At 50.6% G+C, this 14565-nt stretch carries 13 protein-coding genes and 1 rRNA gene; 5 read left to right on the forward strand and 9 right to left on the reverse strand.

Annotation, left to right across the window (positions count from 1 at the left end; genetic code table 11):
• Both B0H94_RS11675 and B0H94_RS11680 read right to left on the reverse strand, forming a co-directional pair.
• Nucleotides 1-187: ribosomal RNA gene (locus B0H94_RS11675) — 16S ribosomal RNA — on the reverse strand; the annotation flags it as partial.
• Nucleotides 188-761: 574 nt separating this feature from the next.
• Nucleotides 762-1322 (reverse strand): GNAT family N-acetyltransferase, encoded by a 561-nt coding sequence (locus B0H94_RS11680; protein WP_106589457.1) that lies wholly within the window; start codon nucleotides 1320-1322, stop codon nucleotides 762-764.
• A gap of 194 nt (nucleotides 1323-1516) precedes the next feature.
• Here B0H94_RS11680 and B0H94_RS11685 point away from each other — a divergent pair, with 194 nt between their 5' ends.
• The 3 genes from B0H94_RS11685 to B0H94_RS11695 all read left to right on the forward strand — a co-directional run bounded on the left by B0H94_RS11685 (nucleotide 1517) and on the right by B0H94_RS11695 (nucleotide 5189).
• The gene (locus B0H94_RS11685) at nucleotides 1517-2689 is read left to right on the forward strand and encodes a TraB/GumN family protein (RefSeq protein WP_106589458.1); all 1173 of its coding nucleotides are present in this window, start codon (nucleotides 1517-1519) and stop codon (nucleotides 2687-2689) included.
• A gap of 97 nt (nucleotides 2690-2786) precedes the next feature.
• Nucleotides 2787-3878: a M42 family metallopeptidase gene (locus B0H94_RS11690; protein ID WP_181315386.1), complete on the forward strand. Its 1092-nt coding sequence runs from the start codon at nucleotides 2787-2789 to the stop codon at nucleotides 3876-3878.
• 333 nt (nucleotides 3879-4211) lie between these two features.
• Nucleotides 4212-5189 carry an aldo/keto reductase gene (locus B0H94_RS11695; RefSeq protein WP_427909952.1) on the forward strand — a complete coding sequence of 326 codons (978 nt, stop codon included), beginning with the start codon at nucleotides 4212-4214 and terminating at the stop codon, nucleotides 5187-5189.
• 59 nt (nucleotides 5190-5248) lie between these two features.
• Here B0H94_RS11695 and B0H94_RS11700 read toward each other — a convergent pair whose 3' ends face one another.
• Nucleotides 5249-5461: a hypothetical protein gene (locus B0H94_RS11700; RefSeq protein ID WP_106589461.1), complete on the reverse strand. Its 213-nt coding sequence runs from the start codon at nucleotides 5459-5461 to the stop codon at nucleotides 5249-5251.
• Between the two features lie 165 nt (nucleotides 5462-5626).
• On the opposite strand from B0H94_RS11700, the gene B0H94_RS11705 reads away from it, so the two are divergent.
• A complete protein-coding gene (locus B0H94_RS11705; RefSeq protein WP_106589462.1) occupies nucleotides 5627-7111 on the forward strand; it encodes a flotillin family protein in 1485 nt (494 codons plus the stop codon).
• Nucleotides 7112-7191: 80 nt separating this feature from the next.
• Nucleotides 7192-7485: an MGMT family protein gene (locus tag B0H94_RS11710; RefSeq protein WP_106589463.1), complete on the forward strand. Its 294-nt coding sequence runs from the start codon at nucleotides 7192-7194 to the stop codon at nucleotides 7483-7485.
• A gap of 154 nt (nucleotides 7486-7639) precedes the next feature.
• Here B0H94_RS11710 and B0H94_RS11715 read toward each other — a convergent pair whose 3' ends face one another.
• The 6 genes from B0H94_RS11715 to B0H94_RS11740 form a co-directional block, all read right to left on the reverse strand.
• Nucleotides 7640-8011: a VOC family protein gene (locus B0H94_RS11715; protein ID WP_106589464.1), complete on the reverse strand. Its 372-nt coding sequence runs from the start codon at nucleotides 8009-8011 to the stop codon at nucleotides 7640-7642.
• Between the two features lie 184 nt (nucleotides 8012-8195).
• Nucleotides 8196-8606 carry a hypothetical protein gene (locus tag B0H94_RS11720; RefSeq protein WP_146139947.1) on the reverse strand — a complete coding sequence of 137 codons (411 nt, stop codon included), beginning with the start codon at nucleotides 8604-8606 and terminating at the stop codon, nucleotides 8196-8198.
• Nucleotides 8527-9978: a CoA-acylating methylmalonate-semialdehyde dehydrogenase gene (locus B0H94_RS11725; protein ID WP_106589466.1), complete on the reverse strand. Its 1452-nt coding sequence runs from the start codon at nucleotides 9976-9978 to the stop codon at nucleotides 8527-8529. Before B0H94_RS11725 ends, B0H94_RS11720 begins: the two co-directional genes overlap by 80 nt.
• 17 nt (nucleotides 9979-9995) lie before the next feature.
• The gene (locus B0H94_RS11730; RefSeq protein ID WP_106589467.1) at nucleotides 9996-11156 is read right to left on the reverse strand and encodes an iron-containing alcohol dehydrogenase; all 1161 of its coding nucleotides are present in this window, start codon (nucleotides 11154-11156) and stop codon (nucleotides 9996-9998) included.
• Between the two features lie 173 nt (nucleotides 11157-11329).
• On the reverse strand, nucleotides 11330-13075 hold the full coding sequence (locus B0H94_RS11735) for a sigma 54-interacting transcriptional regulator (protein ID WP_106589468.1): 1746 nt from the start codon (nucleotides 13073-13075) through the stop codon (nucleotides 11330-11332).
• A 29-nt stretch (nucleotides 13076-13104) separates the two neighbouring features.
• On the reverse strand, nucleotides 13105-14499 hold the full coding sequence (locus B0H94_RS11740; RefSeq protein WP_106589469.1) for a serine hydrolase domain-containing protein: 1395 nt from the start codon (nucleotides 14497-14499) through the stop codon (nucleotides 13105-13107).
• Nucleotides 14500-14565: the final 66 nt, after the last annotated feature.

Here is a 14565-nt window from a genome sequence, read left to right on the forward strand (position 1 = left end):
TATTAGCCCCGGTTTCCCGGGGTTATCCCGATCTGCAGGGCAGGTTGCCCACGTGTTACTCACCCGTCCGCCGCTCGATCCACCAGCGTCATCCCCGAAGGGAATCAACTGGTTTCACGCGCTCGACTTGCATGTATTAGGCACACCGCCAGCGTTCGTCCTGAGCCAGGATCAAACTCTCCGATAAAGTGATGCTTTGCATCAATCAAATCGAAGGGATTTGATGTGTTTCGTTTAACGTCAATTATATTGACGGGCGCACTTGCTTTCATTCAGTTTTCAAAGGGCAAATTGTATTCGCGCTTTGTTGGCGCGGATTCTTATTTTAGTAGTTATCAATTTGAAAGTCAATAACTTTTATAAGAAATCTATTTTTTCAGCGACGCTCCGCTTGAAGCGGCTCGCTGTTTTTTGCGCTGTCATCAGCGCGGATTTACTATATTATCACTTCAACCACATATCGTCAATAACTTTTATAAGTTTTTTTGAGCTCGATGTGTGCCGCGCCTTTTTCGGTACGGATTGACTAATATAGTAGATCTTTGTTTTGTCGTCAACAATCTTCTTCTAATGTTGTTAACCTCTGCTGTGAGCTTTACTGATCTCTTCAGCGGATAACCTATATTATTAGACACAATCTCTGTCGTCAATAACTTTTATAAGTTTTTTCGACTCGAATAGTAGATCTTTGTTTCAACCCCGCTTTGAGCTCACTAATCTCGTTAGCAGATGACCCATAATATTAGACACCACCCCTAACGTCAATAGCTTTTTAAAGTTTTTCGGTCAGATCCATTTCTTTCATTATTCATTTCTTCCCATTCCGGACGCAGCATGCTCATTTCCCACGCCCCATAACGCTCACCGTTAAACTTCACCACATCACGGCGGAAACCTTCGGAATGAAAGCCCATATGCTCGTACGCATTTAAAGCTGCTTCGTTCCAACCGAGGACACCAAGACTCACCCGATGCAGCCCTAACTCTTGAAATGCTTCATTTAACATATGCTCGATCATCATTCGGCCGACCCCGCGTCCACGCATCGCCGGCTCGCCAACGAGCACTTTACCGATTCTCGCCCGCTCATGCGTTTCACTTATTTGACTTAATGCAATATGACCGACCGGGGCGTTTGTTTCAATATCATAAACCATATAAATGCGCGCTTCGCGATCAGCTTGATACGTACGCAGCTGTTCTTTCGTTAATGGGTAGGAAAACGTCGTGCCGCTCCACTGCATCATAAACGCTTCTGAAGTCACCCAGCTCATTAATGTCTCGAAATGTTTTTCTTCAAACTCCACAAAAGTTAAATTCAACCAGCCTGCACCTCCACACTTTTTTCACTTCTTTCATTATCATACATCGAACCCTTACGCACAATCCAAAACAACCTGCTGATGACGCAAAAAATTCACCGCCAAGCCTTGTCTGTGCGTTTACAAAACGCTTGGCATTCGTCATACTAAATACGGTTAGATTTTCTCGTAATGGTGAAATGAGGCGTAGATACATGAGTGAACAAAGTCAAAATGTCACCCGTTTGTATGTAGAGGGTAAGGAAGTCGTGTTGATCGGCACGGCACACGTTTCGAAACGAAGCACTGAAGAAGTCAAAGAAGTGATTGAGCAGGAAAAACCTGATTCAGTCGCCGTTGAACTTGACGCACAGCGCTATCAGTCACTTGTTAACCGGGATCAATGGAAGGACATGGACATCTTTAAAGTCATTAAGGAACGAAAAGCAACGCTCCTATTAATGAACTTAGCGATTTCTTCCTTCCAAAAACGAACAGCGAAACAGTTCGGGATCAATGCCGGCGAAGAGATGATGCAAGGTGTGAATTCTGCAGAAGAATGCGAAGCGGAACTTGTTCTTGCTGACCGGAACATCCAAACGACGTTTTCACGCATTTGGCATAAGCTTGGTTTTTTCGGCAAGCTGAAATTATTAATGTCCATTGTAATGAGCATTTTTAATAAGGAAAATATTTCTGAAGAAGAAATGGAACGAATGAAGTCTCAAGACATGCTGCAGTCCATGCTCGATGAGATGGCGCAGCACTTTCCGGGGTTAAAAATTCCGCTCATTGATGAACGGGACCGATATTTATCGGAACATATACGAACGGCGCCAGGCGAGAAAGTTGTTGCTGTCGTCGGCGCCGCACACGTCCCCGGCATTTTAAATGAAATCGAAAACAAACAAGACTTAGATGCTTTAAATGAAGTGAAAAAGTCCAAAGTGCCAAAGATTCTGGCATGGGCGATTCCGATTTTTATTTTATCAATCATTGGTTACACGTTCTTGAACAACCCAAGCGTCGGTATGCAGCAAATGTTAACGTGGCTGTTATGGAACGGCTCGTTCTCCGCACTGGGTACAGCGATTGCGTTCGGGCACCCGCTCGCAATACTGACTGCGTTTGTCGCCGCACCGCTTACCTCACTTAACCCCTTTGTTGCCGCCGGTTGGTTCGCCGGGTTTGTGCAGGCTTATTTCCGAAGGCCAAGTGTGGAAGATTTCGAAGCCCTATCGGATGACGTAACGAGCGCGAAAGGCTTCTGGCACAACAAAGTAACCCGGATTTTACTCATTGTTGTATTTGCGAACTTAGGCAGCACCTTAGGTACAGTCATCGGCGGCGCTGATGTCGTCCGCCTGTTTATTGAAAATGTCTTTTAACCCAGCACCCTTCCGCTTAACACGCGGAAGGGTTTCTTTTTTATGCGGAGACAGGCTTGTGCTATGCTCGACGTATCACAATCAAGGAGGCTGTTTCATGGATCAAACGAGATTTTTACGCGACGTTGCCGAGCTCGCAAAGCTACAAGGCACCCCCGGGCAGGAAATGCCTGTCGTATCCGCCCTCGCTGCACGTTTTGAAGCTGTTGCAGACGAAGTGACGGTCGATCACATGGGCAACATTTACGCCATACTTCACGGCAGCGGCACCGGCCCAAATGTGATGGTCACCGCTCACTCCGATGAAATCGGCTGCATCGTCAAAGACATTGATGCTGATGGATTTTTGAAAATTGAGAAGACAGGTGGTGTACTTGCTTCGCTTCTCGTCGGACGAAAAGTCAATGTCGCCGGCCACTTCGGTGTGATCGGCGCAAAGCCGGGCCACTTGCAGACGCCTGAAGAACAGAAGCAGGTGCCCCCGATTGAAGCACTATTTGTTGACGTCGGCGCTGAATCCAAAGCTGAAGTAGAAGCAATGGGTATTACCGTCGGGTCCCCGATCTCCTACATGAGCGACATCGAAACCTTTACAAACAACGATCGCTTCGCCGGTAAAGCGATCGATAACCGCTCCTGCTGCGTTCTGCTTCTCGCTTTGCTTGAAGACTTACAAGCTGAACGCAACTTTAACGGTACAATCACCGCCGTCGTTGCTGTCCAAGAGGAAGTCGGACTGCGCGGTGCCCGCGTTGCCGCCCATAACGTTGCACCTGATGCAGCGATCGTACTCGATACCATTCCGTGCGCAGATACGCCGGATACAAAAGCAAGCGGGCATGCTGTTGCGATCGGTAACGGTCCAGTTATCCCAGTTCTTGCCGGCGGCGCTGTCCGAGGTCACCTTCTCAGCCCGCAGATGAAAAATCTCTTCATCCGTTACGCAAATGAACGAGAGGTTCCGCATCAACTTGCGGCGATGAGCGGGGCAACAACCGATGCTGCCGCCGTTCACTTAGAACAAAAAGGAATTTTGACCGGGGCGATCACCTTCGCCCGCCGCTACTCCCACTCACCTGTGGAGATGGCAGACGTCCGCGATTTCATCCACGGCTTCACGCTGTTAAAAGCGCTCCTTGAAGACGCCGGCGACTGGAGCGATATGTCGTTTCTAAGTACTGAAAATTAAGGGTTTTACATTTAAAAGAAGTCGACTGCCGGCTTCTTTTCTTTTGTGAGTTTTTCGAGCGCTTTGAAGTCACTCTCAAAGCGTTATATGAATTGAAAGAGAAACAGCACCACTGGAGCGGCCGGCGAATATAACTAAGCGCGCGGTCAGCTTGCTCGAACGACCGGTCACTCCCCCTAAGTGAGCGGTCCGTATGCTGAAGCGATCGGTCACTCCCTCTAAGCGCGCGGTTCACATACGCAAAAGACCGACACCTCACATTCAGATTATGCCTTGAACTCACCGGGTATAGATTTGGGTGCATTTACTTACAAATACAGGAGGTTATAAATGATGCCTTTACAACAACAGCAAATTGGTTTTGGCACAGCGCCGCTTGGTAACTTGTTCCGCGATATTCCGGAGGAGGAAGTGCAGGCGACGCTTGCGAGTGTATGGCACGAAGGTATTCGTTATTTTGATACGGCACCACTTTATGGCGCAGGGTTATCAGAACTTCGGCTCGGCAAGTTTCTACAGGATAAAAACCGTGATGATTATGTGTTAAGCACAAAAGTTGGTCGGCTCGTTTCAGAGGAGACAGAAACGAAGGAAGGCTTGTTTGCCATGGGCCGGCAGAACAAGTTGATTGAGGATTACACTGAAGATGGCACACTCCGTTCGATTGAGCAGAGCCTGGAGCGCCTGCAGACGGACCGTCTTGACGTTGTGTACGTCCATGATATTTCGCCGGATTTTCACGGAGATGATTGGCTCAGTTTGTTTGAAGAGTCACGTAACGGCGCGTTTAAGGCGTTGCAGCGGCTGCAGAATGAAGGTGTGATTCAGGCTTGGGGCGTCGGGGTGAATACGACGGTGCCGATTGAGCTCGCACTCGAGCTTGAGGAGACGACGCCATCGCTTTCGCTGCAGGCGACGCACTATACGTTGTTAAAGCATGAGCGTTCGCTTCAGCGGTTGATGCCGCTTGTGGAGCGGGAGAACAGCGGAATTGTCGTTGGTGCACCGTACAATTCCGGCGTGCTGCTTGGCGGCGATTATGATGATTATGTTGAGGCAGGGAGCGAAGTCCAAGCTCATGTCCGGCGCCTTGAAGAGCTCACGTCTAAGCATAACGTAAGCTTGAAGGCAGCGGCCCTGCAGTTTTCCTCCGCTCACCCGTCCGTACAGGCAGTGATTCCGGGCTCGACGCGGCCGGATCGCATCCGTGAAGATGTCGCTGCCATGAAGGAAGAGATTCCGGCAGCGTTTTGGCAGGAGCTGAAGCGTGAAGGGCTGATTGCAGCTGAAGCACCGGTGCCAACAGATTAATAAATAAAGTGCCTGAATCCGGCTGCGGCCGGGGTCAGGCGCTTTTATAACAGCAATGACTATACCAATAACCGCCCGATACTGATCGGCTGCGCGAAGTAAGTAACAATACTAAGTGTAAGCAGCACAACGCCCAAAACGAGCGAAATATAAGCGTACGTATCATATTTGCCGAACATGAGGCGCGCAACCATGATAAACATGACACCAACAGCGAAAAGTAACAGCCATACGATCGTCAGCGTTAAAACCGAAGCCTCACCAGCATTCATACCTATCCTCTCCTCCCTTTCATCCTTTACAAAAATAAATTAAATCAAGTTACACAAATTGTCAAACAATCTAAAAATTTCACGAAACACATCATTGTTCCTTGCTTCCACGTCTCTTCATAACGGATAATAGTTATGACATTATACATAATTGGAGGTACTCTTATGGAATTTATGGCTTGGATGATTATCTTGTTTGTTCTCTTAGGCGCCCTTGCCCTCGGTGGCATTGGTTACTACTTTTTTATGAAAATCCGCTACCGGACCGCTTCTTCAAACGAAGCGCTCATTATTACTGGCCCGAAGCTCGGTGAAGGCGACAACGTTTTTTCCGATGAAGATGGTCGTTCCTTAAAAATTATCCGCGGCGGCGGGCATCTGCTCCGCCGGTTTCAAACCGCAACGCCGGTGCCGTTAACATCATTTCAGCTGCAGCTGACAACACCGCGTATTTATGCCGATGGCGGTGTGCCGATCCAAGCTGATGCAGTGGCGATGGTAAAAGTGGCTGACGGGTTAAAAGGGATCGCGATTTATGCTGAGCAGTTTCTCGGTAAAGATCAAGGGGATGTGGAAAAAGAAATTAAAGAAGTACTTGAAAGTAACTTGCGTGCGATTCTTTCCAAAATGTCTGTCGAGCAGATCAACGCCGACCGCGAGGCATTTAACGAGCAAGTGATGGAAGTAGCGCAAAAGCAGCTCGATGACATGGGCTTTAAAATCACTTCCCTTGGCTTAACCGATTTGCGCGATGACGAAGAAAATGGGTACCTTGAGAACCTCGGCCGGCCGCAGATTGCCAAAGTCCGTAAAGAGGCAGAGATTGCTGAAGCGGAAAGCGAGCGCGAAACGCGGATGCATAAAGCGAAGACGGACCAAGAAGCAAAGCAGGAAGAATACGAGCGGCAGAAAGCCATTTCAGAATCGAAGAAATCAAAAGAGATTCAAGAGGCTGAATTTAAGCGGGAAACCGAGCAGGCCCGGGCAAAATCTGAACAGTCTTATGATTTGGAAAAAGCCCGGCTTGAAAAGGAAGTTGAGCAGGAAAAGCTCGATCTTGCACGGCGCCAAAAAGAAGAAGAGTTAAATTTAAACTACATGGAACAAGAGCGGGCCGTACAGCTTGAAGAAGAGCAGTCCAAAGTGCGCCAGCAAAAAGCTGATGCTGAATATTACGAAACGACAAAACGAGCTGAAGCTGAAGCCGAGCGCGCCCGGATCGAAGGTGAAGCTGACGCCCACGTCATTAAAGAACGCGGCGTTGCCGAAGCGGAAGCCCGGAGACTGCTCGCCAAAGCCATGGAAGAACACGGTGAAGCAATCATTAAAGAGCAAGTCGTGCAGATGCTGCCGGAGCTTGCTGAAAAGATCGCAGCCCCAATGAGCAACATCGATTCGGTGAAAGTGATCGACAGCGGCAGTGGTGACGGCGTACCCTCAGTTGCCCGCAACACGATCAAAACGATGACCGACTTACAAGAGCCAATCAAAGAAATTGCCGGCGTGGACATCGGCGAAATCGTCAATTCTTTAGCTGCAAAAGGAAAAGACACCGTCGCCGATGCAGTGAACAACTATAAAGCAGAAAGTACGGAGGATACCGCCGCAGCCACAACAGAAGCAAGTGATTCAGAACAAGAAGAAAAGTAACACGTGGGAGAAGGAGCCGGCTTCGGTTTCTTCTCTACGTTTATGAACGGCTTAGTGTAGAAGCGGAAAGGAGGAACGAGATGAACGCCAGCTTTTTTCAGCACGTCTATGACATCGTGCGCCAGATCCCAGCAGGCGAAGTAGCGAGTTACAGCCAGATCGCCGCTCTGTTGGAGCAACCGCACAACGCCCGGGTCGTCGGCTGGGCCATGCAAAAAGCACCGGATGATGTGCCGGCCCACCGCGTGCTGCGAAAAGACGGGAGCACCGCCCCGGCATTTGTAGACCAGCGCAGCAAGCTCGAAGCGGAAGGTGTCGCGTTTGATGCCGCCGGACGGGTTGTCCTCACAGCGCACCAGTGGCGGGGGCTGTGACGCCGCGCCGAGGGCGATTTGAAGATTTTTAAGAAACGCCGGCGGCCGCCTGCGAACCCATTGGAACGTTTCGTTATGATTAAGGTGGTGCTGCCCGCGGTGCACCACCTTTCCTTCCTGCTTTTGATCTTTACAATCCCCGGGAGCAACAAATTTACGTTACAGGTTCTAACAGCTCGATTCTATTTCCGAATGGGTCGTCTACATAAACTCTGTTTACCTCTGGAATATTTTGATCGATGGTGTACGAGATTTCGTGCTTCGTTAAATGTTGCTTTAAGCCTTCTAGGTTTTCAACTTCGAAGGCAGGATGCGCTTTTCTCGCCGGCGAAAATGAATCTTCAATGCCAATATGTAATTGGCTGCTGCCGCAAGCGAACCAAACCCCGCCCCGCTGCTTCAACGCTTCAGGTTTCTCAATTTCTTCAAAACCTAAGATGCCGGAAAAAAAGGCTCTGGCCCGATCTTCTGATGCTTTAGGGGCTGCAAGCTGTACATGATCAATGGTTTTTACGGAAAACAACATTTAGACCACCTCAATATAAAATGATTTATTTTATATTATACCACCTTGTCACACTCCCCGTTTGTGCCAAATAGAACTTTACGCCAACCAAAATCCCTTAAAAAGGAACGCCGGCGGCCGCCGGCGAACCATTAGAATCTCCTTTACGATCAAGGTGGTGCTGCCCGCGGCGCACCACCTTTCCTTATGTCTTTTTGACCTTATCAGCTTCGATTGGGCGTTCGCCTCCTTCGATTGGGCGTTCGCACCCTTCGATTGGGCGTTCGCCTCCCCCGATCGGGCGTTCGCGCTCTCCGATTGGGCGTTCGCACTCTCCGATTGGGCGTTCGCGCTCTCCGATTGGGCGTTCGCGCTCTCCGATTGGGCGTTCGCACCCTTCGATTGGGCGTTCGCCTCCTCCGATTGGGCGTTCGCCTCCTTCAATGCGTGCCTCGCCACCTTCAATACGTGCCTCGCCCTCTTCAATACGTGCCTCATATAAAAAATCAGCCCCTCCGAGGGGGCTGATCTCCGCTTTAGGAGAAGCGGCTTGTAAGCATTTTGCGGCGGGTGTAGAAGTTGACGCCGTCCTGGCCGTTGGCGTGCAAGTCGCCATAGAAAGATTTTTTCCAGCCGGAGAATGGGAAGAATGCCATCGGCGCCGGCACGTTTACGTTCACGCCGAGCATGCCGACTTCGATGTCTTCGCGGAATTCGCGGACAGCCGAACTGCTATTTGTGTACAATACAGAGCCGTTCCCGAATTCGGACTGGTTCGTCACTTCGATCGCTTCTGTTAAATCTTTAACCCGGATCACCGAAAGGACCGGCGCAAAGATCTCCTTTTCCCACAGGTTCATATCGGTCGTTACGTGATCAAAGATGGTCGCACCGATAAAGTATCCTGCCGGCAGGTTGCTTTGATCATCTTTACGGCCGTCCCGGACAAGGGTCGCGCCTTCGTTTTCACCATCGGCAATCGCGTCATGCACCTTTTTTAAATGCGTGTCGCGGATGACCGGTCCAAGGCTGACACCAGATTCGATGCCATCGCCGAGCGTTAGTTCATCAGCGGCTTCGCGAATATTTTTCACGACGTCATCCGCAATATCTTCAGTCACAACAACGACCGAGGTTGCCATGCACCGCTGGCCGGCACTTCCGAAGGCACCACCGATAATACCTTCGATCGTTTTATCCATGTCGCAGTCATTCAGGACGATCGAGTGGTTTTTCGCACCAGCTAACGCCTGAACGCGCTTGCTGTACTGAGCGCCGGTTTTGTACACGTGCTCAGCTACCGGCTGGCTTCCGACAAACGAAATCGCGTCGACTTCTTCATGTTCAATCAAACCATTAACCACATCATGCGCACCGTGAACAATGTTGATGACACCTTCAGGGAGTCCGGATTCAAGCAGTAATTCCACAAGACGTTCCGCTAAAAGCGGCGTCTGCTCTGACGGCTTCATCACAAAAGTGTTACCGCAGGCGATGGCAAGCGGGAACATCCAGCACGGCACCATCATTGGGAAGTTAAATGGCGTGATCCCGCCAACAACACCGACAGGATAACGGTACATCCCGGACTCAATATTCGTTGCAATCTCCGGCAGGATTTCACCTTTCATCAAGTTCGGCGCGCCGGCTGCAAACTCGACACACTCGATGCCGCGCTGCACTTCGCCGTACGCATCGTCATACGTTTTCCCGTTTTCAAGAGTAATGAGTTCAGCCAGCTCTTCGTAGTTGTCCATTAACAGCTGGTGATATTTAAACATAATGCGCGCCCGCTTCGGAACTGCGGTTTTGCGCCAGCTCTTAAACGCTGTGCGCGCCGCCTGGGCTGCAGCATCGACATCTTCTTTCGTGGAAATTGGAACGTGTGCGAGTGTCTCACCGGTTGCCGGATTTGGAACCGCTTGTGTCTCGGTCGCAGAAGCCGCGACCCACTGTCCATTGATATAGTTATTTAATGTACGTGCCATAATATCCTCTCCCTCAATTAATTTTTGTAACTGTAATGAAACGCCGTGCGGTACAAGTCAATCAGCTCATCTTTTGTCGGCACACGCGGGTTGTTCCCCGGACTGCCACTTTCAATCGCATCATCTGCCATCTTTTCCAACACTGCTTCAAATTCAGCTTCATCAATACCCCAGCCGCCTAAATTCGGAATATCAAGCTTGCGACAAAGCGCAATCACTTCATCGACAAACACCCGGGCCGGATCTTCCGCCTGCGGAAACAACCGGCGGCCGATGTCTGCGAGCCGGTCGCGGCAGCTGTCTTCGGAAAACTCAAGCACTGCCGGCAGAAGCATCGCATTCGAAATGCCGTGCGGTACGTGGAAAAGCGCACCGATCGGCCGGGACATGCCGTGCACGAGACAGACCGAAGCGTTGGAAAACGCCATCCCTGCCTGCATCGCCGCATACACCATTTCATCGCGGGCTTCAATATTTTTGCCGTCGTTGTAAGCCGTCAAAATGGAAGCATAAATCCGCTCAATAGCCGAAAGCGCGAGCTCATCAGTAAACGGATGCGCTTTTTTAGAAATATAAGCTTCTAACGCATGCGTGAGCGCATCGACGCCGGTTGCTGCTGTCGTTCCCCGAGGAGAAGTCACTGTTAAATACGGATCGACAATGGCTGTTTCCGGCATAAACGCCGGCTGCTTAATCATCATTTTCACGTCATTTTTCGTGTTCGTAATTACCGTCACATCGGTTGCTTCACTTCCGGTACCTGCGGTGGTAGGAATCGCAATAAACGGCAGCGCCCGCTTGGCTGCCTTGCGGCGGTTGTTCATATACGCGCTAATTTCCCCACCGTTTGTAGCAAGTACCGCTACACCTTTCGCTGTGTCGATGCAGCTCCCGCCGCCAAGCGCAATGATATGATCACAGTCATTGCGTTCAACAAGGGCGAGCGCTTCTTCAACATAGACATCTGTCGGCTCTGAAGCTACGCCTAAATAACGCACGCTCTCTACGCCGACATCTGCTAAGTGCTGTTCACATGTATCAACAAAGCCGAGCTCTGCCATGATCTCATCGCTGATTAAAAGCGCCTTGCTGCCGGCTGCTTTTGCCTCGGATCCTACTTTTTGAAAACTATCTCTCCCGTAATGAATCGTTTTTGGTAAATGAACGCTCGCCGTCACGTGAGAACCTCCCTTTTTTGGTTACTGCCCATGTTATTGCAAAACGTGTGCCAAAAACGAAGTCGCCGGCTAAATCCCCCGCTGGCAGGTAAGCCAAGCGCCTATCACTGATACCGCTTTCATAACAGAAACAAAAAAGTGTAGTTTTGACTACACTTTTGTTGAAACAGACACTACACATTCAGCGTCTCTATTTTTTTATAAAGCGTCGTCCGATGCATCCCCAGGAGCCTTGCTGCCTTCGCCTTATTGCCGCCTGCCTCTGCAAGCGCGGCTTCGATCCGCGCCTTTTCGTCTTCAGGCGCATCAACATCAGTTGGTGCTGTTGGTGCCGGCCCTTCAAGCGCTGGCAGGTGTTTTAACACCACAATTTCCGCTTCCGTCATAATTAATGCCTGCTCAAGCACGTTGATCAGCTCACGGACGTTACCCGGCCATGAATGCTGCATCAATTGTGCCATCGCTTCTTTACTAAATGCTTTCGCTTCCACCCCGTGCTTATCCGCCAGCACCTTGGCGTAATGCTGCACAAGCTCCGGAATATCATCACGGCGCTCACGAAGTGGCGGGAGCTCAATTGGAACGACACAGAGCCGGTAGTACAAATCGCGGCGGAAACGGCCGGTGCGTACTTGTTCAGCCAGGTTTTGGTTCGTCGCTGCGACGAGCCGCACATCGACTGGAATCGTCCGCCGCCCACCGACACGGGTGACATGGTTTTCCTCTAAAACGCGCAACAGCTTCGCCTGCATACTTAACGGCATCTCCCCGATTTCATCAAGAAAGACTGTGCCGCCGGAAGCTGCTTCAAATTTGCCGGCTTGACCGCCTTTTTTTGCGCCGGTAAACGCTCCTTCCTCATAACCGAACAACTCCGCTTCAAGCAGCTGCTCCGGAATCGCCGCACAGTTTATACTCATAAACGGGGCGTGCCTCCGCTCACTCAAACCGTGAATCGACTGCGCAAATACTTCCTTACCTGTGCCGCTCTCTCCCGTTAAGAGCACCGTCACCTGCGTGCGCGCAGCTTTACGGGCCCGGCTTTTACAATACTGCAGCGCCCGGCTTTCCCCGATCATCTGTTCAAATGAATACGTCGTCACCGGTTCCGCCATTTGCGACTTCACATGAGGCTCAGAGCTCCCTTGTACCTCACGAGCATGCTCTAAAATGTGATACAGCTCACGCACCCCTTCAAAAATAAGCATGCCAATCGCCCCGACAAGCTCCTGATTACGCCAGATCGGGATCCGGTGCACCACCATATTCTGCCCCTGCATCACCTGCAGCTGACCCCGCTCCGGCACACCCGTTGCCACCGTATGATGCAGCCGCGTATTCTCAATCACTTCCGTCACAAGACGCCCCTCAACCACCTCTTCCGGCGCAATCCCAAGAAAGCTCCGGTACGCTTCATTCAGCTTTTGAATTCTCGCATCTGCATCCACCACCGCAATCCCTTCATACGCACTTTCAAGCACAACATTTACAATATCGGACTGGTGCTTGTTCTGTACGCTGAAGGCAATGGCAGCCTCGGCAAGCCGCGCCGGGGGCAGTGTACCTACAAGTTTTCCTTCATCATTAACGACAGGATACGCGAAAGTCTCTGCCTGTACCTCAACGATGGCATCTTCAGCATGAAGCGCCGGCACCGGCGTAAGCCAGGAAGGTTCCGCACGCGTATTGAGCGCCGTTTCAGCAAGCTGCAGCTCAAGTACGGTTTGCTGCTTCAACACGCCTTCAACCTCATAGTGGCGGTTGATCGCTATTAAATCTTCACCTTCGCTATATGTAAGCAGCTCGATCAGCTGACCGAGCGTATGACGCTCGCACGTAAAAATGTGCGGCGTCTTCATCCAATGTTTAACCGCAACATTTACGTCATGCGGCGCTTCTGATGATAAAAATGCCGGCATGAGCGGTCCTCCTTTCAACCTGCAGCGCACTATGCTTTTTTCGGAAACTGGCGGTAATGAAACGCTACGTGGCTCACATCACCATTTACATCGCGGACGAAGCGGACGTATTCGGTTTCACCGCGCACTTCAATTAAAAAGCCGTCAACGCCGGCTGTTTCCGCTGTAAATGTCTCATTTTGATACGTCAGCTGCAGTTCGCCCTCTTCAAGATGCGCTTTTAAACGCATGCCTTCGAGCGAGGCAAATTCACCTTCGTAATCGGTCAACGGTGCAGTCGCTTCGTCTCCGGCCGGATACACGACGTGGCTTTCTTCAGGTGCACGACCTTCTTCAGCGTTAAGCGCACCGTGAAGAAGCGCAGATGCCGGCACTCCAGCCAAGTTTGTAAGTGTAACACCACCGAGCCCCCGCTCCGGTATAAGTGCGAGCAGTGAGGAGATGGCTTTTAAACTGCCGCCGTGCTCCACAAGTTTCGCACCGTAATAATCAGGCCGGATCATAAAGCCGTAACCGTACCAGCGGCCGGGCTCCATCTCGACGTGCGGTGTCATCATCAGTTCAATATTTTCTTCGCTCAACAGCCGCGTGCCATCGACAATCCCACCGTTTAAAAAGAGGTTCACGTACCGGAGCATATCCGCTCCTGAAGCTTTTAATCCGCCTGTTGCCCGCATTGGCGGGGCATCCCACCATACCGGCGCCGCGTACACCTGGGCGTCATAACCGGTTCCGCGTTTGGCATACGGCATGGTATCTTCAAAAGAATCTTCGATAAAAAACGAGCTGTCGTGCATGCCGAGTGGCTCGAGCACGTGTTCTTTCATATACAATTCATACGGTTGACCGCTTACCCGGGTGATGATCGCACCAAGGAGGCCATACCCATCATTAGAATAGCTGAACGCCTCGCCTGGCACGCCAAGGAGTTCAATATCAAGGGAGGCAATATAAGCCATGAGTTCTTTGTACGTATCAATGGGGTCTTGATCCGTAATTTCCATCTGCACGCCTGGGAAATCTTCAATTGAAGGATCCTGCTCAAAGCTCCGCTTTTTTGCAGCCAGATGAGAGTCAAGCGGCGGCAGTCCGGATGTATGCGTCATTAAGTGGTGAATGGTCACACCGCTCATGTCTGAAGCTTTTGTATAAAACTCCGGCAGGTAGCGCTTTACCGGGTCGTGCACGTTGAGTTTGCCAGCCTCCTGCAGCTGCAGCACGGCCAGGCACGTAAATGATTTTGTAATTGAAGCGAGCCCAAATACGGTATGGGCTGTCACCGGCTTTGCTTTTGCTACATTTCGAAAACCGAACCCTTCGGCATAAGCCGAACTTTGCAGGCGCTCTACACCAATAAATGCGCCGGGTACGTGATGTTCGTGCATCAGTTGTTCTGCATATGCTTCAAACGCTTCGTTCGTCACAAAAGCACGCCCTTTCCTTACATTTTAAAACTTTTCAGAACAATTTCATTATAGCACGGCTGCCGC

This window comes from Salsuginibacillus halophilus, assembly GCF_003014715.1.
GTDB lineage: Bacteria > Bacillota > Bacilli > Bacillales > Marinococcaceae > Salsuginibacillus > Salsuginibacillus halophilus.